General features: G+C 69.0%; 22 protein-coding genes and 1 tRNA gene. 12 read left to right on the forward strand and 11 right to left on the reverse strand.

The genetic code is table 11. The features are described 5' to 3' along the window. Window positions 1–12 precede the first annotated feature (12 nt). A complete protein-coding gene (locus tag ITJ66_RS07385; RefSeq protein ID WP_191940689.1) occupies window positions 13–546 on the reverse strand; it encodes a hypothetical protein in 534 nt (177 codons plus the stop codon). Between the two features lie 211 nt (window positions 547–757). On the opposite strand from ITJ66_RS07385, the gene ITJ66_RS07390 reads away from it, so the two are divergent. Together ITJ66_RS07390 and ispD are read left to right on the forward strand one after the other, a co-directional pair. Then, on the forward strand, window positions 758–1,240 hold the full coding sequence (locus ITJ66_RS07390; RefSeq protein WP_137242096.1) for a CarD family transcriptional regulator: 483 nt from the start codon (window positions 758–760) through the stop codon (window positions 1,238–1,240). 46 nt (window positions 1,241–1,286) lie between these two features. Then, window positions 1,287–2,537 carry a 2-C-methyl-D-erythritol 4-phosphate cytidylyltransferase gene (ispD, locus tag ITJ66_RS07395; protein ID WP_194644235.1) on the forward strand — a complete coding sequence of 417 codons (1,251 nt, stop codon included), beginning with the start codon at window positions 1,287–1,289 and terminating at the stop codon, window positions 2,535–2,537. Between the two features lie 11 nt (window positions 2,538–2,548). Here the strand turns inward: ispD and ITJ66_RS07400 are convergent, their stop codons facing one another. Continuing rightward, the gene (locus ITJ66_RS07400) at window positions 2,549–3,661 is read right to left on the reverse strand and encodes a winged helix DNA-binding domain-containing protein (RefSeq protein ID WP_194644237.1); all 1,113 of its coding nucleotides are present in this window, start codon (window positions 3,659–3,661) and stop codon (window positions 2,549–2,551) included. 40 nt (window positions 3,662–3,701) lie between these two features. On the opposite strand from ITJ66_RS07400, the gene cysS reads away from it, so the two are divergent. Both cysS and rlmB read left to right on the forward strand, forming a co-directional pair. After that, on the forward strand, window positions 3,702–5,156 hold the full coding sequence (cysS, locus tag ITJ66_RS07405) for a cysteine--tRNA ligase (protein ID WP_191940692.1): 1,455 nt from the start codon (window positions 3,702–3,704) through the stop codon (window positions 5,154–5,156). Next, window positions 5,146–6,156 (forward strand): 23S rRNA (guanosine(2251)-2'-O)-methyltransferase RlmB, encoded by a 1,011-nt coding sequence (gene rlmB / locus ITJ66_RS07410; protein ID WP_194644239.1) that lies wholly within the window; start codon window positions 5,146–5,148, stop codon window positions 6,154–6,156. Before cysS ends, rlmB begins: the two co-directional genes overlap by 11 nt. A 96-nt stretch (window positions 6,157–6,252) precedes the next feature. Here rlmB and ITJ66_RS07415 read toward each other — a convergent pair whose 3' ends face one another. Beyond that, window positions 6,253–7,533, reverse strand: a complete 1,281-nt coding sequence (locus ITJ66_RS07415; protein WP_064296363.1) for a DUF4032 domain-containing protein — start codon at window positions 7,531–7,533, stop codon at window positions 6,253–6,255. 104 nt (window positions 7,534–7,637) lie between these two features. Next, a complete protein-coding gene (locus ITJ66_RS07420) occupies window positions 7,638–8,747 on the reverse strand; it encodes an ABC transporter ATP-binding protein (RefSeq protein WP_079705359.1) in 1,110 nt (369 codons plus the stop codon). Window positions 8,748–9,003: 256 nt separating this feature from the next. Between ITJ66_RS07420 and ITJ66_RS07425 the strand changes: the two genes are divergently transcribed. From ITJ66_RS07425 to ITJ66_RS07435, 3 genes are all read left to right on the forward strand, one after another. Next, on the forward strand, window positions 9,004–9,972 hold the full coding sequence (locus ITJ66_RS07425; RefSeq protein ID WP_191940693.1) for a thioredoxin domain-containing protein: 969 nt from the start codon (window positions 9,004–9,006) through the stop codon (window positions 9,970–9,972). A gap of 46 nt (window positions 9,973–10,018) precedes the next feature. Further along, window positions 10,019–10,094, forward strand: a tRNA-Thr gene (locus tag ITJ66_RS07430). A 60-nt stretch (window positions 10,095–10,154) separates the two neighbouring features. Then, window positions 10,155–11,111, forward strand: a complete 957-nt coding sequence (locus ITJ66_RS07435) for a DMT family transporter (protein ID WP_229940440.1) — start codon at window positions 10,155–10,157, stop codon at window positions 11,109–11,111. A gap of 34 nt (window positions 11,112–11,145) precedes the next feature. Here the strand turns inward: ITJ66_RS07435 and ITJ66_RS07440 are convergent, their stop codons facing one another. Then, window positions 11,146–11,694, reverse strand: a complete 549-nt coding sequence (locus ITJ66_RS07440) for a nitroreductase family protein (protein ID WP_085510333.1) — start codon at window positions 11,692–11,694, stop codon at window positions 11,146–11,148. Beyond that, window positions 11,691–12,110 carry a peptide-methionine (R)-S-oxide reductase MsrB gene (msrB, locus tag ITJ66_RS07445; protein ID WP_085510334.1) on the reverse strand — a complete coding sequence of 140 codons (420 nt, stop codon included), beginning with the start codon at window positions 12,108–12,110 and terminating at the stop codon, window positions 11,691–11,693. Before msrB ends, ITJ66_RS07440 begins: the two co-directional genes overlap by 4 nt. A 223-nt stretch (window positions 12,111–12,333) precedes the next feature. Between msrB and ITJ66_RS07450 the strand changes: the two genes are divergently transcribed. The 5 genes from ITJ66_RS07450 (at window position 12,334) to ITJ66_RS07470 (ending at window position 16,220) form a co-directional block, all read left to right on the forward strand. After that, window positions 12,334–12,636 (forward strand): DUF3263 domain-containing protein, encoded by a 303-nt coding sequence (locus ITJ66_RS07450; protein ID WP_086474690.1) that lies wholly within the window; start codon window positions 12,334–12,336, stop codon window positions 12,634–12,636. Window positions 12,637–12,657: 21 nt separating this feature from the next. Then, window positions 12,658–13,230: a LytR C-terminal domain-containing protein gene (locus ITJ66_RS07455; protein WP_192018290.1), complete on the forward strand. Its 573-nt coding sequence runs from the start codon at window positions 12,658–12,660 to the stop codon at window positions 13,228–13,230. 285 nt (window positions 13,231–13,515) lie between these two features. Further along, window positions 13,516–13,719: a cold-shock protein gene (locus ITJ66_RS07460; RefSeq protein ID WP_079705369.1), complete on the forward strand. Its 204-nt coding sequence runs from the start codon at window positions 13,516–13,518 to the stop codon at window positions 13,717–13,719. Between the two features lie 204 nt (window positions 13,720–13,923). After that, entirely contained in the window at window positions 13,924–15,543 is a 1,620-nt protein-coding gene (gene groL / locus ITJ66_RS07465; protein WP_064296567.1) for a chaperonin GroEL, read from the forward strand. Between the two features lie 515 nt (window positions 15,544–16,058). Further along, window positions 16,059–16,220, forward strand: a complete 162-nt coding sequence (locus ITJ66_RS07470; RefSeq protein ID WP_161578545.1) for a hypothetical protein — start codon at window positions 16,059–16,061, stop codon at window positions 16,218–16,220. 34 nt (window positions 16,221–16,254) lie between these two features. Here the strand turns inward: ITJ66_RS07470 and ITJ66_RS07475 are convergent, their stop codons facing one another. The 5 genes from ITJ66_RS07475 to ITJ66_RS07495 form a co-directional block, all read right to left on the reverse strand. Continuing rightward, window positions 16,255–16,545, reverse strand: a complete 291-nt coding sequence (locus ITJ66_RS07475; protein ID WP_064296564.1) for a WXG100 family type VII secretion target — start codon at window positions 16,543–16,545, stop codon at window positions 16,255–16,257. A gap of 153 nt (window positions 16,546–16,698) precedes the next feature. Continuing rightward, on the reverse strand, window positions 16,699–18,363 hold the full coding sequence (locus tag ITJ66_RS07480) for a HAMP domain-containing sensor histidine kinase (RefSeq protein ID WP_194644241.1): 1,665 nt from the start codon (window positions 18,361–18,363) through the stop codon (window positions 16,699–16,701). A gap of 10 nt (window positions 18,364–18,373) precedes the next feature. Continuing rightward, window positions 18,374–19,063, reverse strand: coding sequence for a response regulator transcription factor (locus ITJ66_RS07485; protein ID WP_056007716.1), 690 nt, complete (start codon window positions 19,061–19,063; stop codon window positions 18,374–18,376). A 46-nt stretch (window positions 19,064–19,109) separates the two neighbouring features. Then, a complete protein-coding gene (locus tag ITJ66_RS07490; RefSeq protein ID WP_137242086.1) occupies window positions 19,110–20,753 on the reverse strand; it encodes a DNA repair helicase XPB in 1,644 nt (547 codons plus the stop codon). Window positions 20,754–20,803: 50 nt separating this feature from the next. Next, a complete protein-coding gene (locus ITJ66_RS07495; protein ID WP_194644243.1) occupies window positions 20,804–22,639 on the reverse strand; it encodes a helicase-associated domain-containing protein in 1,836 nt (611 codons plus the stop codon). Window position 22,640 lies beyond the last annotated feature (1 nt).

Here is a 22,640-nt window from a genome sequence, read left to right on the forward strand (position 1 = left end):
GGCGACGGAGCGTTATTCGGTCGGCTCCGTGGTGGGCGTCGCGAGCGGCGTCGGCGTCTCGGTGGGCTCATCCGTCGGCAGCGGCGTCGGGACGAGCGTGGAGTACTCGAGCAGCTGGCCGGTGAGGACCGGGACGCTCGCGGTGGCGCCCGTCTCGTCGCCGTACTGGAAGAAGACGTCCAGGATGGCTCCAGGCTGGACACCGAGGGACTCGATGCGCAGCGGGTCGTTCGCTCCCGAGCCGTCGAACGTCGTCAGGCCGGGCTCCGCGAGGACCTGGAACTGCTCGTCCTTGCCCTCGATCTCGATCAGCACCGTGTGGGCGCGGTCGTCGCGGTTCGCGACGCTGAAGACGAGGTTGCCGGTCTCGCCGTCGTCGGAGACGACGATGGCGTTCCGGACAGCCACCGAGCCGACGGTGACACCGACGCCGTCCGAGGCGTCGTACTGCTTCAGGGTCGCCTGCGGCGCGATGAGGTTGCAACCGCTCATGCCGAGTGCGACAGCACCCGCGACGACGATGGAAGCGATGAGACGCGCCTTCACAGAACCCTCCAAGATGTGGTGGCCCCGGGCGCAGACGAGTGACAGGTGTCCCGGGATCCGGATTCGAGTCTAGCCCACGGCTGCGAAGGGGTGTGGCCGGGTCGTGGACCCGTGATCGGCCGGTGCACCACCCGGTTCGCTGGGCACCCGGTACCCGGCTCTGATCAGGGGTGCCGTGGTATTCTGGGAGACGCTGAAGGGACCGAGACCCATGATCTTCGAAGTTGGCGAGACCGTCGTCTACCCGCACCATGGCGCCGCGACCATCACCGAGGTGAAGACCCGGATCATCAAGGGCGAGGAGAAGCTCTACCTGAAGCTCCGCGTCACCCAGGGCGATCTCGTGATCGAGGTCCCGGCTGAGAACGTCGACCTGGTCGGGGTACGCGACGTCATCGGGCGCGAGGGCGTCGACCGCGTGTTCGACGTGCTCCGTGCGCCGTTCACCGAGGAGCCGACGAACTGGTCCCGCCGCTACAAGGCGAACCTCGAGAAGCTGGCCTCGGGCGACGTCATCAAGGTCTCCGAGGTGGTCCGCGACCTGTGGCGTCGCGACCAGGACCGAGGCCTCTCCGCTGGAGAGAAGCGGATGCTCGCGAAGGCTCGCCAGATCCTGGTCTCCGAACTGGCGCTGGCGGAGCAGACCGACGAGGAGCGGGCGTCGTCGGTCCTCGACGAGGTCCTCGCCTCCTGAGCCGAGCGTTCGTTCGGACGTGTCGCCCGAGAAGTAGGCTCGTGGCATGACTGCCATCGACGAACCGGGTGCTATCGCCGATCCATCCCTGGACGGCCCGGCGGTCGGCGTGATCATCGTGGCGGCGGGTAGTGGGACGCGCCTCGGTGCCGGGATCCCCAAGGCGTTCGTGTCGCTCGCCGGCAGTACCGTGCTCGAACACGCGCTCGCCCCGGTCTTCCGCCTGCGGGACGCGGTCCAGGTCGTCGTCGTCGTCCCCGCCGATCGCGTCGGTGAGGCGGAGACGATCGGTCGTCGCGCCGCGGGGAAGGCGGCCGACCACCTCCGCGTCGTCGTCGGAGGCGACACGAGACAGTCCTCCGTCCTCGCCGGACTCGCCGCCCTGTGGCCGGGAGTGCGGACGGTACTCGTCCACGACGCCGCACGGGCACTCACCCCGACCGAACAGTTCGAACGGGTGATCGACGCCGCCGCGCGGACGGGGTGGGGGGTCGTACCGGGGCTTCCGGTGACCGACACGATCAAACGGGTCGATGCGAGCGCCCTCGTCGAGCAGACCGTGGATCGGGCCGCCCTCAGAGCCGTCCAGACACCGCAGGCGTTCCCGCGTGATGCCCTCGTCGCGGCCTTTCGCGTCGCCGAGGACCGCCTCGCGGCGGCCACCGACGACGCGGCACTCTACGCGGACGCCGGACACCCCGTCCTCACCGTCGACGGGTCGGAGGCGGCGTTCAAGATCACGACCCCGTGGGACGCCCAGCGTGCGGAGCGACTCCTGGCGGACCGGGACCGGGTTCAGCAGCAGGAGGTGGGCGCACGGCCGACCTCCTCGATCAGGACCGGCATCGGCATCGACGTCCACGCCTTCGCCGACGACGGCGAGCTGAGCCTCGCCGGCCTCAGGTGGCCGGGGGAACGGCCGCTGGCCGGACACAGCGACGGGGATGCGGTCGCCCATGCCATCGTCGACGCCCTGCTGTCCGCTGCCGGCCTCGGCGACATCGGCTCCATGTTCGGAATCGACGACCCCCGCTTCGCCGGGGCGAGCGGCGAGGTCTTCCTGCGAGCAGCTGTCGAACGGCTGCACGCCGCGGGCTTCGTCGTCGTCAACGTCGCGGTGCAGCTCGTCGGCAACCGCCCTCGGTTCGCGCCACGTCGGACGGAGGCCGAGGGCGTGCTGAGCGCGCTGGTCCACGGGCCGGTCAGTATCGCGGCGACGACCACCGATGCGCTCGGGTTCACCGGCCGTGGCGAGGGTGTCGCAGCCATCGCCACCGCCCTCATCGAGCGCCGCTGACGGTTCGACCCTCAGTCGGTGGACGTCGCCTCGTCGACCGACGCACTGAGTCCGAGGAACCGGCCGTATTCACCAGCGGCTCGTCGGAACCCGGCCTGCACCCGCTGCGACAGCGGTTGGAACGGCGTCGGGGTGACGACGACGCCGGTCGCACTCGTCCGTCGGCGCCAGGTGCCGACGACGCGCCCGTCGACGGCGATCATCGGGAGGAAGATGCCGTTCGCGCCGGGCACGATGCGGTCCGCGAACGCCGCAGGGAGCGTCAGCTCGCGGTCGCGGTAGCCGAGGAGCAACTCGTCGAATCCGGGAAGCGCGAGCACCCGCGGTGGTCGTGGAGCAGATGGCGGTTCGATGCCCTCGGCGGTCGACCAGCGGGTGACCCCGTCGCGCGATTCGGAGAACAGCCGACCGGCGGCCACCTCGACGCCGCGTTTCGCCTGGGCGACGGTGAGCTTCGACCACCACGTGAGGTCGGCGATCGTCGACGGGCCGTGGCCGGTGAGATAGCGGACGACGAACTCGCCGAGCGCCTCGTCCGCCTCGAGCACCCGCGGTGCACGGATCCACTCCTCAGTCAGGACGAGTGCCTGCTGTCTCCCGGCGGGAGGTCCCCAGCAGACCACACCCGACATCGCGAGTTCCATGATGAGGTGTGAGCCTCGTTGACCGTCGATCGGGATCCCGGCGTCGGTGTGGGCCGTCAACAGCTCATCCCTCGTCACGCGCCGATGCCCGCTGAGCAGTCCCTCGGTGAGCGCGCGGGAGCGCGAGAAGGTCTCAGCGTCGAGCTCGAGTTGACGGTGTCTGGCCGCGATCGTCGAGCGGACCCGCGGGACACCGAGTCCGAGCAGCCACCCGAGGTCCTCTGCGGCGACGAGATGCAGGGTGCCGCGCATCGGCCAGGACCGGACGATCGAGCCGTCCTCGAGCGCCGCGAGCACCTCGTCCATCGTGGTGTCGGTCGACCTGACGCCGACCGCCCACAGCGACGAAGCGAGGTCTTGGGCCTGGATCGCGAGCAGCCGAGAGACGACACCCGTGGGGGAGCGGTGATCGGCTCCGTCGAGGAGCTGGGCCGCGAGTCGCGCGCGGAGAACCTGCTGGTCGTCGCGTCCCGTGGTCATGGGACCATCATGCCCGGACGACGGCGGCTAGTCTGGTCTCGTGGCCCTCCGACTCTACGATTCGAAAACGCAGTCCCTCCGGGACTTCGTGCCGCTCCGCGAAGCCGAGGCGGGGCTGTACGTCTGCGGACCGACCGTGCAGTCCTCTCCGCACATCGGACATCTGCGCAGCGCGCTCGTCTACGACCAGTTGCGACGCTGGCTGACGGCCTCCGGGGTCCGCGTGACGCTCGTCCGCAACGTCACCGACATCGACGACAAGATCCTCGCGAACGCCGCCGCCGGCGTCGAGGGCGGCTTCGCCCAGCCCGGCGAGGAGTGGTGGGCGCTCGCCTACCGGTACGAACTCGAGTTCACCGCCGCCTACGGTGCCCTGGGTATCCTGCCCCCGAGCTACGAGCCCCGCGCGACGGCGAGCATCCCCGAGATGCAAGAGCTCATCGAGCGGCTCATCGACGCCGGGCACGCGTACCCGGCTCCCGACGACTCCGGCGACGTCTACTTCGACACCGCCTCATGGAGCCGCTACGGCGAACTCACCCGGCAGAGCGCCGAGCACATGGAGGCCGCGACCGACGCCGACCCGCGCGGCAAGCGGGATCCCCGCGATTTCGCGCTCTGGAAGGGCACCAAGCCTGGGGAGCCGCGCTCGGCGAGTTGGATGTCTCCGTGGGGCGAGGGACGGCCCGGCTGGCACATCGAGTGCTCGGCGATGTCGACCAAGTACCTCGGTGAGGAGTTCGACATCCACGGCGGCGGACTCGACCTCCGGTTCCCCCACCACGAGAACGAGCTCGCCCAGTCGAGCGCAGCCGGCGACCCCTTCGCGCGGTACTGGCTGCACAACGGGCTGGTCGCCGTCACGGGCGGGCAGAAGATGTCGAAGTCCCTCGGCAACTCCGTCTACGCCGCCGACCTCCTGGCAGCAGCCCGGCCGCTCGTCGTCCGGTACTACCTCGGTGCAGCGCAGTACCGATCGACGCTTGAATTCCATCCGGGCGCACTCGCCGAGGCCGAAGCCGCACTCGGACGAATCGAGGGCTTCCTCGATCGCGCCGCCCGCGCCGACCTGCTCACCGAGACGGGCACGGCCGCCAGTCGAGCGACGCTTCCGGCCGCCTTCGTCGAGGCGATGGACGACGACCTGAACATCCCCCGCGCGCTCGCCGTGTTGCATGACGCCGTGCGCGTCGGCAACGCCGCCCTCGATGGCGGCGACGACCTGGCGACAGCCCGCGAGCGTGCGGTCGCCGTCCTCGACATGACCCGGGTGCTCGGCATCGACCCGACCGACCCCTCGTGGTCGTCGGGCACCGACCCCGTCACTCACCGATCCCTGTCCGCACTCGTCGAGCGTCTGCTCGTCGATCGCGCGGACGCCAGGGTCGCCAAGGACTTCGCAGCGGCCGACCGGATCCGCGACGAACTCACAGCGGCTGGGATCACCATCGAAGACACCCCGTCCGGAGCACATTGGAGTATCAGTGGCAAGTAAGCCTTCCCGCCCGACCGGGCCGAAGAAAGCGAAGAAGGGTCCCACCAAGGGCACCGGTGGCCTCGGCCGCAAGGCGCTCGAGGGTCGTGGACCGACCCCCAAGGCCGAGGACCGCGCCTGGCACCCGGCCGGCAAGCGGAAGGCTGCGCAGGAGCGCTACGCGGCCTCCGGTGGCACCGGTAAGCCGAAGCAGGCGGCCGGACAGAACGGACGCCCGTCCACGAACGGCCGGACCAAGCAGAAGTCGAGCGACGAGTCCGAGGTCGTCACCGGCCGCAACTCCGTCCTCGAAGCGCTCCGCGCGAAGATCCCCGCCACCACGCTGTACGTCGCGACCCGCATCGAGATGGACGACCGGGTGAAGGAGGCGCTCAGCATCGCCACCCGACGCGGGATCCCGGTGCTCGAGGTCATGCGTCCGGAGCTCGACCGCATGGCCGGGTTCGACGGCGTGCACCAGGGCCTCGCCATCAAGGTGCCGCCCTACGAGTACGCGCACCCCATGGAGCTGCTCGACCAGGTCATCTCCCGTGGCGAGAACCCGTTGTTCATCGCCCTCGACGGCATCACCGACCCCCGCAACCTGGGTGCGATCATCCGATCGACCGCAGCCTTCGGCGGTCACGGAGTGATCCTGCCGCAGCGCCGGAGCGTGGGCCTCACCGCCTCCGCGTGGAAGACCTCGGCCGGCGCGGCGGCTCGGACGCCGGTCGCGATGGCCGCCAACCTCACCCAGACGCTCAAGGCGTTCAAGGAGCGCGGCGTCTTCGTGATCGGTCTCGACGGCGACGGCGACGTCTCCCTTCCCGGGCTCGAACTCGCCGACCAGCCGATCCTCGTGGTCGTCGGCAGCGAGGGCAAGGGTCTGTCCCGCCTCGTCACCGAGACCTGCGACGCGGTCGTGTCGATCCCGATCTCGGCCTCGACCGAATCGCTCAACGCCGGGATCGCGGCCAGCGTGACGCTGTACGAGATCGCGCGTCGCCGTAACGCCGAGTAGGCGACCGGCGCTCGCGTCGCACGAACGAGGACAGGCCCTCGGAACGGATCTCCGTTCCGAGGGCCTGTCTGGCGTCAGCCGAGGTGACGGACCCGATCAGACGAGGTCTCGCCAGTCCACTGGTCCGGTCATGGCGGCGGGGATGCTGATCGCCTCGGTCGGTGGCACGATCATGGTCGCCTCGTCGCGGCGGTGCCGCAGGACGGTGTTCACGTAGGAACCGACGGCTTCCGCCAGAGGGATGTCGCGACCCTCGTTCTGCGCGAGGAACCAGCGGTGCTCCAGGAGCTGGTGGAAGATCTCGGCGGGCTCGAGCTTGCCGCGGAGTTCGCGGGGGATCGCCTTCACCACCGGTTCGAACACGCGGATGAGCCACTCGTGCGCCGCCATCTCCTCGTCGAACCCGTCCTTCCCGAACGAGGCCGAGTAGGCGTCGAGGTCGTTGAGCAGCCGCCTCGCCTGGTTCTCGCCCGCGTCGAGCCCGGTGAGCCGCAGGAGGCGGCGCTGGTGATGCCCGGCGTCGACGACCTTCGGCTGGATCCGCACGGTCGAGCCCTCGTCGGTCGTCTTGATCGCGAGTTCTTCGATGTCGAAGCCAAGTTCGTTCAGGCGGTGGACGCGCTCGGTGATGCGCCAGCGCTCGGACGCGTCGAACGACTCGGAGCCCGTGAGCTCCTTCCAGAGGGACCGGTAGGCGGCGACGATGCCGTTACTCACGGTGACGGGGTCGAGTTCGGCGTCGGCTCGTCCGCCGGCCTCGAGATCGAGGAGCTCGCCGGCGATGTTCACCCGGGCGATCTCGAGGTCGTTCTCACGCTGCCCGTTCGACAGCCCGCCCTCGTAGAGCTTGCCCGTCTCGGCGTCGACGAGATAGGCCGCGAAAGCGCCCGCGTCGCGTCGGAAGAGGGTGTTCGACAGCGACACGTCGCCCCAGAAGAAGCCGACGATGTGCAGGCGGACGAGGAGGACGGCGAGCGCGTCGACGAGGCGGGTCGCGGTGTCGGGCCGGAGGGTGCCCTGGAAGAGCGCACGGTAGGGGAGTGAGAACTTCAGGTGCCGCGTCACGAGCACACTCGGCAGCTCGCGGCCCTTGCGGTCGCTCCGGTTCGTGATGACCGCGAGCGGGTCGACGCAGGGGATGTCGAGGCGCTGCAGGGTGCGCAGCATGTCGTACTCACCCTTCGCCATCTCCGCGGTCGTCTCCTTGACGGCGATGACGTAGCCGGACAGGTTCGCGAACCGGACCAGGTGGCGCGAGATGCCCTTCGGGAGCGAGGCGATGGCCTCATTCGGCCAGTTCTCGAGGGGGAGCTCCCAGGGGAGGTCGAGCAGCGCCGGGTCGACGGTGGCAGCGGTGATGTTCAATGCGCCGGACATGGTGCGGAGCGCTCCTCGGGGATCGTCGTGCTGAGACTGGACAAGCGAAAACGACGATGGCCGAGCGATCGGAGACCGACCGCTCGACCATCGTCGGCGGGAAACTAGATCGAGGAGGACACGACCGGCTTGTTGCCCAGACGCTCACCCGATGCCGAGTCGAACGCGTGCACGTGGTGCGGCGTCGGCGCGAGGAACACGGTGTCGCCGATGTGCGCGTGGTTGCGACCGTCGACGCGGGCGACGATGTCGGTGCGCTTGCCGGAGACGTCGGTGTGGCCGTAGAGGTAGCCGTCGGCGCCGAGCTCCTCGACGAGGTCGACGGTCACCTCGATGCCGGAGCCCGAGTTGCTGGACACGGTGATGTCCTCGGGGCGCACGCCGACCGTGACGTTCTTCGACGGAGCGGCATCGGTGATCTCGCGCTCGACCGGGATGATGAATCCGCCGAGCTTGATGCCGCCGTCGGCGATCTCACCCTCGAACAGGTTCATGGCCGGGCTGCCGATGAAGCCGGCGACGAAGACGTTGTTCGGCTTCTCGTAGAGGTCCCGCGGGGTGCCGACCTGCTGCAGGATGCCGTCCTTGAGGACCGCGATGCGGTCGCCCATGGTGAGCGCCTCGGTCTGGTCGTGGGTGACGTAGACGGTGGTGACGCCGAGACGACGCTGCAGCGACGCGATCTGGGTGCGGGTCTGGACGCGGAGCTTGGCATCGAGGTTCGACAGCGGCTCGTCCATGAGGAAGACCTGGGGCTGACGGACGATGGCTCGACCCATCGCGACGCGCTGACGCTGACCACCGGAGAGCGCCTTCGGCTTGCGGGTCAGGTAGTCCTCGAGGTCGAGGAGCTTGGCGGCTTCGAGCACGCGGGTGGCGCGCTCTTCCTTGCCGACACCGGCGATCTTGAGCGCGAAGCCCATGTTCTCGGCGACGGTCATGTGCGGGTAGAGCGCGTAGTTCTGGAACACCATCGCGATGTCGCGGTCCTTCGGCGGCACGTCGGTGACGTCGCGGTCGCCGATGAAGATGTGGCCGTCGTTGACCTCTTCGAGGCCGGCGAGCATGCGGAGGGAGGTTGACTTGCCGCAGCCGGACGGGCCGACGAGGACGAGGAATTCGCCGTCGGCGACCTCGAGGTTCAGCTTGTCGACCGCGGGGCGAGTGCCACCCGGGTAGAAACGGGTTGCGTTGTCGAACGTCACAGACGCCATGGTTGTTCTCCTTCACCGGCAGGTACGTGCCGGACGATCCGTTGTGAATGGACGCGAACCCGTCATCGATGGCCGGTTCGCCGTTCCAGTATGCCACGACCACCTGTGAATGGAAGGTCCAGCGACCAGCGGATCTCTCGGTGGACGCACAGCCGGCTCCCGGCCTGGTTTGGGCCTCTCTCAGGCGGCAGGTCTACGATTACTCTGTTTGGCGCTGCCTCGTCTCCGCAGCGCGAGCCCCCCGAAACGAGGATCAATGTCTGGCGCTGGATCGCAGAACCGACCGACCAAGAACGAACGACGCGACGCGGCACGCGAGAAGGCGCGGGTGCTGCGCGAGCAGCAGAAGCGCCGCGACCGCCGCAACCGGGTGCTGCTTCAGGGCGGCATCGTGCTCGGTGCGCTCGCGATCGTGGCGGTGGTGGCGGTCATCATCGTGACGTCGATCAAGCCCGCCGGACCGGTCCCGACCGCGGCGAAGAACGACGGCTTCACCGTCTCCGCCGGCTTGCAGCTGGTCGGAGCCCCGGCCAGTGCGTCCACGCCGACGCCGAGCGCGACCGATCCGGCCGCCCCCGCGGAGCCCGCCCCGGCTGAGACGCCGGCAGCCACCGAGACCCCCGCCGCCGACGGCGTCGAGATCTCCGTCTACCAGGACTTCCTCTGCCCCTACTGCGGTCAGTTCGAGACCACGAACGCGGAGCAGGTCAAGGGCTGGCTCGAGGCCGGCGCCGCGACGTACACGGTGCACCCCCTCGCAACGCTGAGCAACTTGTCGCTCGGGACGCAGTACTCGCTGCGCGCTTCGAACGCGGCCGCCTGCGTCGCGGAGTACTCGCCGAACGACTTCTTCTCCTTCAACACCGCACTGTTCGAGAACCAGCCCAAGGAGAACACCGAGGGCCTGACCGACGCCGAGCTGAAGTCGATCGCCAAGGGAGTCATCTCCGGCGGCGAGAAGAAGATCAACGCCTGCATCGACGACGGCACCTACAAGTCGTGGGTGAAGGACTCGACCGACCGTGCGCGCAGCGGCCCGCTGCCCGGCACCGACGTCGCCAAGGTCGAGGGGACGCCGACCATCCTGGTGAACGGCAAGCAGTACACGGGTTCGCTCACCGATGCCGAGCAGTTCGCGGCCTTCGTCCTCGCCGTCTCAAGCGAGAGCTACTCCACCGGAACGCCGACGCCGGGTGCCAGCGAGTCGCCCGTGACCAACGGCTGATCCGCCGTCATCGTAGGATGGACGGGACCGGGGCCAGCCCCTGTCGGCCGACGTGGCGCAATTGGTAGCGCAACGCTCTTGTAAAGCGTAGGTTACGGGTTCAAGTCCCGTCGTCGGCTCCAGCCGAGAACCGCCCGCTCAGCCTGCTGAGTGGGCGGTTCCTCATTGGAAGGAACCCTCCCGTGACCCGTGTCCCAGCGCCGCTCGCGCTCCTCATCGCCGTCGTCAGCGGTGCCTTCATCGCGGTGCAGGCCCGGTTGAACGGCGAGCTCGGCGCGCGACTCGGCGATGGGTTCACCGCAGCTGCGATCTCGTTCGGCGGCGGGTTGATCATCCTCACCGTCGGACTGGCGCTGTCCCGTACCGGTCGTCGCGGTCTCTCCACGGTGGCCGGTGCCGTCCGACGCAGGGAGATGCCCTGGTGGACGGTGCTCGGTGGGTGTGCCGGCGCGTTCCTCGTGCTCTCGCAGGGGCTCACCGCCGCCACGCTCGGCGTCGCCCTCTTCACGGTCGCGGTCGTCGCCGGCCAGACGGCGAGCGGACTCGTGCTCGACCGGATCGGTTTCGGCCCGGGAGGTGTCGTCGGGTTCAGCGTCCAGCGCGTCCTCGGGGCGGTCGTCGCCCTCGTCGCAGTCGGCGTCGCGGTCTCGGGCGAGCTCGGCGGGAGCATCCCACTCGGACTGCTCGTCCTCCCGCTCCTCGCCGGCATCGGGATCGGCTGGCAGCAGGCGGTCAACGGACGGGTCAAGATGCGGGCGCAGAGCACGCTCGCCGCCACGTTCATCAACTTCATCGTGGGAACGGTCGTGCTGGTCATCGCCGCCGTGCTCCACGCGGTCATCGTGGCGCCGCCCGGACCGCTCCCGGGGGAGTGGTGGCTCTACCTCGGCGGCCCGATCGGATGCGTGTTCATCGCCGTGGCGGCGTTCCTCGTGCAGCACACGGGCGTGCTCATCCTCGGCCTCGGCACGGTGGCCGGTCAGACCCTGAGTGCGCTCGCCCTCGACGTGCTCCTGCCCACCGACGACGGCGGCGTGCATGTCGCGACGGTCATCGGGACACTCCTCGCGTTCGCCGCCGTGGCGATCGCATCGGCGCGGTTCAGGCGTCGTCCCACGGCATCGTCAACCGCCGACTGAGTCGAGCCGTCGGATGCCGTGAGCGACTCCGTCCTCAGGGCATGGAGCTGAGGTGCGCCTTCGCGTTGATCGTCTTGCGGCGCCCTGTGCGAGCGTTACCCGGCTTCCCTCCGACGTACAACCAGCCGAGGAGCTCCTCGCCCTTCTTCAGACCGTGTGCCTTCCGGACCGCTTTGGCGCGAGTGGCGCCGCCCGTGCGCCAGAACACGCCCCACCCGGCGTCGTCGAGCAGGAGGCTGACCATGTGGGCCACTCCGGCCGCGACCGCCTCCTGCTCCCAGGCGGGCACCTTCGACTTCTTCACGCTGACGACGACCGCGAGCAACAGGGGCGCGCGGAGCGGCTTCGTCGAGGGCTTCGAGTCGCCCTCCGCCTTCGCGAGCGCCCGGCCGAGCTTCACCCGGTCGTCGCCGCGGAGGGTGATGACCCGCCACGGACGCAGGGCACTGTGGTCGGCCACTCGACCGGCCGCCCCGAGGACCTCGAGGAGTTCCGCGTCACTCGGAGCGACGTCGGTGACCTTGGACCACGAACGGCGCCCGGCGACGGCGGCGAGGACTGGACGCTCGACCGGTTCGGTCACTCCGTCGGCTCGGCGGTGTCGGCCGCGGCGAAGTTGAGCGCGATCGAGTTCATGCAGTAGCGGTCGCCGGTGGGCGTCCCGAAGCCGTCGTCGAACACGTGGCCGAGGTGCGAGCCGCAGTTGGCGCACCGGACCTCGGTACGCACCATGCCGAGGGTGCGGTCCTCGATGAGCTGCACCGCCTCGGGGTTCACGGACTCGTAGAAGCTCGGCCATCCACAGCCGGAATCGAACTTGGTACCACTCTTGAAGAGTTCGGCGTTGCAGGCGGCACAGGTGTAGAGGCCCGCGCGCGACTCGTCGAGGAGCTCACCGGTCCAGGCCCGCTCGGTCGCCGCTCCGCGGAGGACCTGATACTGCTCCGGCGTGAGTTCCTCGCGCCACTGCTCATCGGTCTTCGACACGTCGTACGTCATGCTGCTCCATTCGTCTCGGTCATCCTACGTGCGGGGCTGCCTCGTGCATGCGGCTCCCGACGTATTCCATAACACTGCACCGAGCCTGATCCTTCCCGGTGAACGTCGGCCCTCGCCGGGGTGGATGCGGCCCGGCGGGCATCGGCTGAATAGACTTGGACGACGGCGGACCGGAGCATGACTCCACGGTCGCCGCATCGGCACCGATCGGCAGGAGATGAGCATGCAGCCAGCGTCGCGCACGCCTGCCGATGACGACGCGTCGACGCCGACGGGAGGCCTCGACCAGCGCGAGCTCGAGATCCTCGAGTTCGAGTCCCACTGGATGCAGCACGTCGGGGCCAAGGAGGCCGCCATCCGCGACCGCTTCGCCCTGTCCCCGGCCCGGTACTATCAACTGCTCGGCGCGCTCATCGACTCGCCGTCCGCCCTCGCCCACGACCCCATGCTGATCAAGCGGCTGCAGCGCACCCGCGACGCCCGACTCTCGGCGCGAGGAGCCTCGGCTCCCCGCACCGACGGCTGAGCAGCTCTCGGAGACCACACCATGGCTGAATCCTTCCCGCCCGACCGCTTCGACGAGGTCCCCGACCTCAAGCGCGTCGGCGCGCACCGTGCCCCTGCTCCCAAGGGACGCGGCTGGATCGCCTTCCTCGTCGCCGTGGTCGCCACGCTCGTACTCGTGGGGGTCGGCACCTTCGCCCTGTTCGGGTTGAACGACCGGATCGACTTCTTCGGCGGCTCGCAGAGCCCGAGCGCCACGCCCACGCCGACCCCCACCCCGACCGAGGCTGCCCCCGTCGTCGACCCCGCGGCCAGCATCCTCGTCCTGAACGGCACACCCACCGCCGGCCTCGCCGCATCGGCGGCGGCAGCGATCGCGGCTGCCGGCTTCACGCAGCAGATCGGGACGAGCGACGCCAGCACGGAGGACGTCACGACGAGCGGCGTCTACTACCAGGATCCGTCGCAGGAGGGCGTCGCCCGCGCCATCGCGAACGCGCTCGGCGGCATCCCGATCCAGATCACGGACACGTACGCGATCCCCGTCGAGGAGGGCGAGGCGCCGGTCCTCCGCATCGTCGTCGTGGTCGGCGCGGACTACCAGCCTGCCGCCTGAGCGCGGCTGGAGCGGGTCGATCGCTCGGGTCGCCGGCACGCCGTGTTTCCGGAGTGTTTCCTCCATGTTGAGTTGTCGTATCACTCCGCCCCGTTTGTCGATTTCGGGGTGAATCCGCGCGGTGCTCCGGATTAGTATCTGGAACTGGCCGCTCATCCCGTCCCGTCTCGACTCGCCCCCGGGTCCACTTCGGCGCAGGGTGGTCACCGGGGTCCCGATCCCGGATGGCAGGTCCGGGTTCGGCAACAGTCGATGCCTGCGAGCACGCAGCAATGGGAGTATGAAATGGCGAACGGAACCGTCAAGTGGTTCAACGCTGAGAAGGGCTTCGGCTTCATCACGGTCGACGACGGTGGACAGGATGTCTTCGTCCACTACTCGGCGATCGACATGAGCGGCTACAAGTCCTTGGAAGAGGGCCAGGCGGTCGTCTTCGAGGTCGGCACTGGAGCAAAGGGGCCTCAGGCCGAGGGTGTGCGCCTGGCGTAGCCGCTGATCAGGTACGCGATTCCTGCGACGCCGTCCACTTCGGTGGGCGGCGTCGTTCGTCGTTCCGGGGCTGTTCCCGGGAGTTCGCTCAGGGCGCCGGTGCTCACTTGCACTCCCACCCCCTGAGTGCCAGAATCGACTTAGCACTCGTACTCATTGAGTGCTAACAACGTTCATGACGTCCGGGAGGGACGAAAAACACACATGGCTAAGATCATTGCTTTCGACGAGGAGGCCCGTCGCGGCCTCGAGCGTGGACTGAACATTCTTGCTGACACGGTCAAGGTCACCCTTGGGCCGCGCGGTCGCAACGTTGTCCTCGAGAAGAAGTGGGGCGCCCCCACGATCACCAACGACGGCGTGTCCATCGCCAAGGAGATCGAACTCGACGACCCGTACGAGAAGATCGGCGCGGAGCTCGTCAAGGAGGTCGCCAAGAAGACCGACGACGTCGCCGGCGACGGCACCACCACGGCGACCGTGCTGGCACAGGCGCTCGTCCGCGAGGGCCTCCGCAACGTCGCCGCAGGCGCCGACCCCATCAGCCTCAAGCGCGGCATCGAGAAGGCCGTCGAGGCCGTCACGGTCGAGCTCATCGCCAACGCCAAGGAGGTGGAGACCAAGGAGGAGATCGCTGCGACCGCTTCCATCTCCGCCGGCGACACCACCATCGGCGAGATCATCGCCGAGGCGATCGACAAGGTCGGCAAGGAGGGTGTCGTCACCGTCGAGGAGTCGAACACCTTCGGCACCGAGCTCGAGCTCACCGAGGGCATGCGCTTCGACAAGGGCTACCTGTCGCAGTACTTCGTGACCGACCCCGACCGCCAGGAAGCGGTGTTCGAGGACCCCTACATCCTCATCGCCAACCAGAAGATCTCCGCGATCAAGGACCTCCTGCCGATCGTCGACCAGGTCATCCAGTCGGGCAAGCAGCTCCTCATCATCGCTGAGGACGTCGACGGCGAAGCTCTCGCGACGCTCGTCGTCAACAAGATCCGTGGCATCTTCAAGTCCGTCGCCGTCAAGGCTCCGGGCTTCGGCGACCGCCGCAAGGCTCAGCTGCAGGACATCGCCATCCTCACCGGTGGCCAGGTCATCTCCGAGGAGGTCGGCCTCAAGCTCGAGACCGTCACACTCGACCTGCTCGGCCGTGCCCGCAAGGTCGTCATCACCAAGGATGAGACCACCATCGTCGAGGGTGCCGGCGACGCCGACGCCATCGCCGGTCGTGTCTCGCAGATCCGCAAGGAGATCGACAACACCGACAGCGACTACGACCGCGAGAAGCTCCAGGAGCGTCTCGCCAAGCTCGCGGGCGGTGTGGCGGTCATCAAGGCCGGTGCAGCGACCGAGGTCGAGCTCAAGGAGCGGAAGCACCGCATCGAGGACGCTGTTCGCAACGCGAAGGCTGCCGTCGAAGAGGGCATCGTCGCCGGTGGTGGCGTCGCCCTGATCCAGGCCGGCAAGACCGCGTTCGAGAAGCTCGAGCTCGTCGGTGACGAGGCGACCGGTGCGAACATCGTCAAGGTCGCCATCGACGCTCCGCTCAAGCAGATCGCGCTCAACGCGGGCCTCGAGCCCGGCGTCGTCGCCGACAAGGTCCGCAACCTGCCCGTCGGACACGGCCTCAACGCCGCGACCGGAGAGTACGTCGACATGCTCGCTGCCGGCATCAACGACCCGGTGAAGGTCACGCGCTCCGCGCTGCTCAACGCAGCATCGATCGCCGGTCTGTTCCTCACCACCGAGGCCGTCGTCGCCGACAAGCCGGAGAAGAACCCGGCTCCGGCCGGCGACCCGACCGGTGGCATGGACTTCTAAGTCCGACAGCAACACCTGCGCAGGGCGTCTCCTTCGGGAGGCGCCCTGCGTCGTTTCGCCTGCATCGCTGTGGGAGGGGGGGGGAGGTGGCTCTGGAGCGTGTATGTGCCTCGCGGCATGTTCGGACGAAACGTTGTGAAGCCGTGACTGGACGCCCGCAGGACGGGGCCAGTGCGTCTTTCAGCCCGAACCATGACACGACTCGCTCTCGCCGGAACGTTCTGACTGGCCGAGTACGTGTGCCGAAGTCGTATCCGCCGAAACGCTCGAGTCCACCCTTGATCTCACTTCGCCCAGCTGGGAACCGGGCTTCAGCTATCGGTCCAGCAACGTCTCCTACGGTGCGGTGCTCGTCGCTGGGGGCCAGACGTGCGGCTTCGCCGGCGCGGAGTCCGGACGAACCGGATCGATCGACACGCTCCGCGGCGCTGGACCCGCGTTTGCGGACTCGCTGACGCTCGAGCGAACTGCCCCCGGCGTCTCGGTCGTCGAGATCGACGGGCGATAGCGCGTTCGTGCGCGTCAGTCCGACGATCACCGATCGGGCTGAGCTCGAGATGAACCTCCGCGGAACCTGGGTCACGATCACGGTCGGTGGAGCGTCGATGCTGGGAGACGGGTCGCTCACGGCCACGGAGCGGGTCATCGCGCTGGCGACGGCCATGGCGGCGGCCTGACGTCGATCGAGTCGTTCCAGCCGCCGCCGGAGCGTCACCCGCTGAACATGCTCGCGTTCGCCCGCTCGATCTCGGCGTACTGCGTGCCCGCGACGGCGAGCGCTCGGCTGATCTCGCCGAGGTTCTCCTCGACCTGACGCTGGGTGCCCCTCCAGCGCTCGACGACACCGTGGAACGCGGCCGCTGCAGCGCCGGTCCATTGGCCGTCGAGTGCCGCCAGCTGCGTGTGCAGGCGGGCTACCTCGTTCTGGATCTGCTCGATCGTGACGCGTGCCGCCGTGGAAGCGCGCTCGACCGCGTCGCTGTCGACCTGGAAAGTGGCCATCGGGAACTCCGTTCGTCCGGGCGATGCCTGTCATCGCCGCTACCGAGACGGTAGGTGCTCGCCACCGGCCGGAACCGGCCAGGAAGGACTCGGGCGCGCACTCCGGAGCAGACCGGAGCCTGTGGAGGAGGGTCGAGCCAGCCCGCCGGCGGGTCAGGCCGGAGGGCCCGCGATGACGATGGGGCTCGTGGCCGCTGACGGTGCGAGCGGCAGGATGACGCGGAACGTCGCGCCGCCGCCGGGGGTCTCGGTCACGTCGACCGTGCCACCGTGCGCCGCGACGATGGAGGCGACGATGGCTAGTCCGAGGCCGCTGCCGCCCGTCTCGCGGGTCCGCGAACTGTCGGCACGCCAGAAGCGCTGGAAGATCTTCTCGCGGATCTGTGGCGGGATACCCTCGCCGTGGTCGACGATGGCGATACTGGCGGTCCCGGCACGGGCGTCCGTGCCGACCGCGAGCTCGATCGGACTGTCGGCGGGCGTGAAGCGCAGGGCGTTTCCGATGAGGTTCGTGACGACCTGCCGGATCTTGTTCTCCTCGCCGAGGACGATCGGTGGCACAGCCAGGGTCAGTGGTTCGGCGATGGGCTTCGTGTCGGGCGTGGTGGCGTCGCCGGAGGGCTTCGGCCGACGCCGGAAGCGGTTGAACGTCGCGCCGAAGATCGGCCCGGTCGAGTTCGTCTGGGCTGGTGTGTCGGTAGCGGACGGGGACTCGCCGGTGGTCTCGGAGGCATCGTCGTCGACGGCTCGCGCCATGCGCTCGTCGCGGACGACCTGGACCGTACGCCCGGGGGCCTGGGCCGTGGTGTCGAGCGCGGCGTCGCGCGCGATCGGAAGCAGGTCGACGGGGGCGACGTTCAGCGGTCGCGTCTCATCGAGGCGGGCGAGCTGGAGGAGGTCCTCGACGAGCGCACCCATGCGGATGGCCTCCTTCTCGATGCGCTCCATGGCCTGCGCCACGTCCTGCGGCGTCTGGAGGGCACCCATCCGGTAGAGCTCGGCGTAGCCGCGCACGGAGACGAGCGGGGTGCGGAGCTCGTGGCTCGCGTCCCCGACGAAGTTCCGCATCTGCTCGATGGTCTTCCCGCGATCCGAGTACGCGCGGTCGATGCGAGCCAGCATCGTGTTGAGTGATCGGCTGAGTCGCCCCACCTCGGTGTTCGGTGTGGAGCCCGCGAGTCGCTGGCTGAAGTCGCCGTCGGCGAACGCGGCGGCCGTCCGTTCCACCTGGCGGAGCGGTTCGAACGTGCCGGTCACCAGCCACCGGGTGAGGAGCGCTCCGACCACGATGATGAGCACGCCGAGGACGAAGAAGATCGTAAGGTAGGTCGCGATCGTGTTGTCGGTGCCCTGCATCGAGATGGCGACCCACGCCGCTCCCGTGCGGAACCCGTCGAGGGTGACCGGGACGGAGACCGCGTGGTAGACGATCGTGCCGCTCGCGTTGGTGGTCGTGTAGATCTGGGTCCCGCTCGCGGCGACGTCGTTCGCGCTGAGGTGCGCCGGGTGTTCGGGAGCGATGCTGTCGTCCCACCCGGACGAGGCCCGGAGCTCGCCGTTCGTGTCGTACACGGCGACGAACAGCGTCGAGGGGGCGTCGAGCTGGAGCTGTCCGTCCTCGGAGATCTCACCGACGATCTTGCCCTTGGCGGCAGTGATCAGACTGTCGTTCGCCTGCTGGGTGAGGACCTCTTTGAGGAGCGGGGTCGTCCCCATGCCCGCGACGAGCAGACCGAAGGCGAGGACGAGCACCGTCACCCCGGTGATCTTCGTCCGGAGTGAGACGCTGCTCCACCAGGTGGACAGGGAATCGGCCATCGGGTGGGGGCTACGCCTTTCCGGCCTTGAGCATGTAGCCGAATCCGCGCTTGGTCTGGATGAGCGGCTCGCTGGAGAACTGGTCGAGCTTCCGGCGCAGGTAGGAGATGTAGCTCTCGACGATTCCGGCGTCGCCGTTGAAGTCGTACTCCCAGACGTGGTCGAGGATCTGGGCCTTCGACAGGACACGGTTCGGGTTGAGCATGAGGTAGCGGAGGAGCTTGAACTCGGTCGGGCTGAGGTCGATGGGGGTGTCGCCGACGAGGACCTCGTGGGTGTCCTGGTCCATCGTCAGCTCGCCGGTGCGGATCACCGCATCCTCGTCGGCCTGCATCGTCCGGCGGAGGATCGCCTTGATGCGCGCCACGATCTCGTCAAGGCTGAAGGGCTTGGTGACGTAGTCGTCGCCGCCGACGGTGAGGCCCGTGATCTTGTCCTCGGTGTCGTCCTTCGCGGTGAGGAAGAGGATGGGCGCCGTGTAGCCGGCGCTGCGGAGGCGCTTGGTGACGCCGAAGCCGTTCATGTCCGGCAGCATCACGTCGAGGATGATGAGGTCGGGCTCCTCCTCGAGGACCGCCGAGATGGCGGCTGCGCCGTTGCCCACGGCACGGACGGCGAAGCCGGCGAATCGCAGGCTCGTGGTGAGGAGGTCGCGGATGTTCGGTTCGTCGTCGACGATGAGGATGCGGGGTCCGGTCATGACACCATTATCTGCACGTTTCTTGAGACTTTTCTGAGAGCCTGTTTCACGCGTTCTGCAGGGCGTGGGCGTCGAGGATCGTGTAGCTGTAGCCCTGTTCAGCGAGGAAGCGCTGCCGGTTCTGTGCGAACTCCTGATCGACCGTGTCGCGCGACACCAGGGTGTAGAAGCTCGCGGTGAGTCCCGTGGACTTCGGGCGCAACAGACGGCCGAGACGCTGCGCCTCTTCCTGTCGTGAACCGAACGAACCCGACACCTGGATGGCGACGGTCGCTTCGGGCAGGTCGACCGAGAAGTTCGCGACCTTCGAGACGACGAGCACCTGCTCGGTGCCGTCGCGGAAGGCCTGATAGAGCCGTTCTCGCTCGTCGACCGGTGTTGCGCCGGTCAACTGCGGGGCACCCAGCGTCTCTGCCAGCTCCTCGATCTGGTCGAGGTACTGCCCGATGACGAGGATCTGCTCACCGCGGTGCCGTTCGACGAGCTGGCGGACGACGTCGAGCTTCGCCGGAGCGGTCGCCGCGAGGCGGTACCGCTCGTCGTCGGCGGATGCGGCGTAGGTGAGTCGGTCGGCCTGAGGCAGGTCGACGCGCACCTCGAAGCACGCGGCGGGGGAGATGAAGCCCTGCGCCTCGATCTCCTTCCACGGGGCGTCGAACCGCTTCGGGCCGATGAGCGAGAAGACGTCGCCCTCGCGGCCGTCCTCCCGGATGAGCGTCGCCGTCAGGCCGAGGCGACGCCGCGCCTGCAGCTCGGCGGTGAGCTTGAAGACGGGTGCCGGGAGCAGGTGCACCTCGTCGTAGACCACGAGGCCCCAGTCCATGGCGTCGAGCAGCGCGAGGTGGGCGTACTCGCCCTTCCGCTTGGCCGTGAGGATCTGGTAGGTCGCGATCGTGACCGGCTTGACCTCCTTCACCTGCCCCGAGTACTCGCCGATCTCCTCGGCGGTGAGCGAGGTGCGCTTCAACAGCTCGTCGCGCCACTGCCGTGCCGACACGGTGTTCGTGACGAGGATCAGGGTGTTGGTGGACGCCGTCGCCATCGCCCCGGCGCCGACCAGGGTCTTGCCCGCACCACAGGGGAGCACCACGACACCGGAACCACCGGAGAAGAAGTTGTCGACCGCCTGCTGCTGATAGTCGCGGAGGTGCCAGCCGTCCTCGACCAGGTCGATCTGGTGCGGCGTGCCGGCGGTGTACCCGGCGAGGTCCTCGGCGGGCCAGCCCAGCTTCACGAGTTCTTGCTTGAGCGCGCCGCGTGCCCAGGGCTCGACGAGGAAGGTGTCCGGCGTCGGGTGCCCGATGAGGAGGGGCGCGATCCGCTTGGCGCCGGCCACCTCGGTCAGGATCGGGAGGTCCGTGGAGCGGAGGACGAGCTCGCCCTCCTCGGAGCGTTCGATCACGAGCCGGCCGTAGCGGTTGACGGTCTCGCGCATGTCGATCGTCACGGACGCGGGGATGGAGAACTTCGAATACCGCTCCAGCGTCTCGATCATCTGGTCGGCATCGTGCCCGGCGGCCCGTGCATTCCACAGTCCGAGACGGGTGATCCGGTAGGTGTGGATGTGCTCCGGCGCGCGCTCGAGCTCGGCGAACACCGAGAGATCGTGGCGGGCGTCCTCGGCGAGCGGGTGGGCGACCTCGAGCAGCACGGTGCGGTCGCTTTGGACGATCAGTGGTCCATCAGACATAACGGTCGAGTCTACCGGCGGATCCGGTGAGCAACCCCCTGAGCGAGCGCTCAGCCGGCGATCCGGACCTCGGTGATCATCGCGAGCGGCAGGGTGCGTTCGACGTCGGCCGACCGGTCCAGACCGCGCAGGCGACCGCCGGCGAGGCTCACCGGTTCGATCGTGAACGTGGATCGGCGCTCGCCGTGCTGCAGCTGCACGGTGACCGGCGTGTGGTCGCGGACGGCGATCTCCAGCTGCTTGGCCAACCATGCGCTGCTCGTGTCGCCGCTGTCGTCGGCGCGGAGCCGCGACACCAGATCCGGTTCCGTCGAGGCGGCCGGAGCGGAGAGGCCGGTGCGCATGACCGGCTGCCGGCGGATCCGGAGCGGTGCGCCGCCGTCGTCCTCCGCGACCACCGGGTAGCGCGCGTCGTGGAGGGCCCAGTAGACCGTCGCCGCCTCGATGCGGCTGGTGAGCCGGTGCTCGTCGCTCGGACGGAGACCGAGCGCCACGAGGCTCTGGTCGACCGACATCGCCGCGATCAGGCCGGCGTCGTCGGAGCGGATGTAGCTGCTGCGTCCAGGGTCAGCCGAGGCGTCGGCCGACGCGCGGATCGTCCCGACGCGGACGAGGCCGAATCGGGATGCGGCCTCGGACACGAGATACCGCAGAGGTTGAGGGACGCCGGTCAGGGAGATCGACTCGAGGTACGCGAGCAGGTCCTCGGCGGTGTCTCCGTCGGCGAGGGCCCGGGTGACGCTCGCGGTCGTGATGCGGTACCTCGACGCCTGAGCGCGCCCCTCCGGCTCCGCGAGGGCCCGGAGTCGCACGTCGAGTTCCGCCGTCGGGGGACCGAGCGCGATGACCGTAAGGTCGTCCTGGAGGACGACCTGCGACACCTCGGCGGGGAGCATGGACGCGAGCGTCGAGGCCGCGTCGGCCGCGTGGTCGTCGACGAGGAGTCGTCCGAACCCGCTGGTCACCCCGTCGACGGTGACCCCGAGCAGCTCGGCGACCGCGTCGACCGCCCGCGTCGGCGCCACGACGGCATCCTCCGCCAACGGGTACCACCAGCTGAGCTCCTCGACCAGGTCGACGGAACCGCGCCGGTACGCCGTCAGGATGTGATCGCGGACCGTGGCCGGGATCGCGTCGCGCCAGGCCGTCGCGAGGCGGAGCCAGCGTTCCGCGGTGGCCGACGCCAGCCAGGCCTCGCCGACCTCGCTCAGGCGGATGGCGGAGCCGATCGCGTCGGTGAGCCCGGCAGCCGACGCCACGGACAGGGCGAGCTCGATCTGGTCGGGCGTGCTCGCCGCCGCGGCTGAGAGCCGTTTGAGGTCCGGCATGGACGGGGCTCCACGGCCGAGCAGGCGTGCGGGCTCGCGGTCGAGTTCATGGAGGCTCTCGCCGACGATGCCGACCGCGCCGGCCGCTCGCTCGCTCGCGAGGGCGTCCGTGTCGGGCGAGGGGCGGGTCGCGTGGGACGTCGGCGCCGCCGCCGGAAGTTGGAGTTCTGCACGGCCTGGTCTGCCGCTCGCCGCCCACTCCTCGAACACCGCGGCCACCGCGCTCACCGGTCTGATCGGACCGGCTCCGTCGTCCAGCACGAGGATGTCCCGCTCCAGCCGCTCCAGGGCGGCATCCACCTCCGACTGCTCGCGTTCGAGCGTGGTCGCGAGCGATCGGCGCTCGGTCCCGTCCAGCGCGGCGGCGAGCACCGCGAGGGTGTCCCGGTCGAGCAGTGCCATCCGGCGGGCGACGCTCGCATCGTCCAACAGGGCCTCGGCGAAGTCGAAGAAGTCCGCTATGCGGGCGGAGGAGGCCCTGCGGTCGGGCGTCAGCCGGCGGAGCGCGTCGTCCGGGAGCTCCCGGAGGCGGCGCGCGATCGCGAAGGCCTCGCCCATG

The sequence above is a fragment of the Plantibacter sp. VKM Ac-2885 genome (assembly GCF_015351205.1).
GTDB lineage: Bacteria > Actinomycetota > Actinomycetes > Actinomycetales > Microbacteriaceae > Plantibacter > Plantibacter auratus.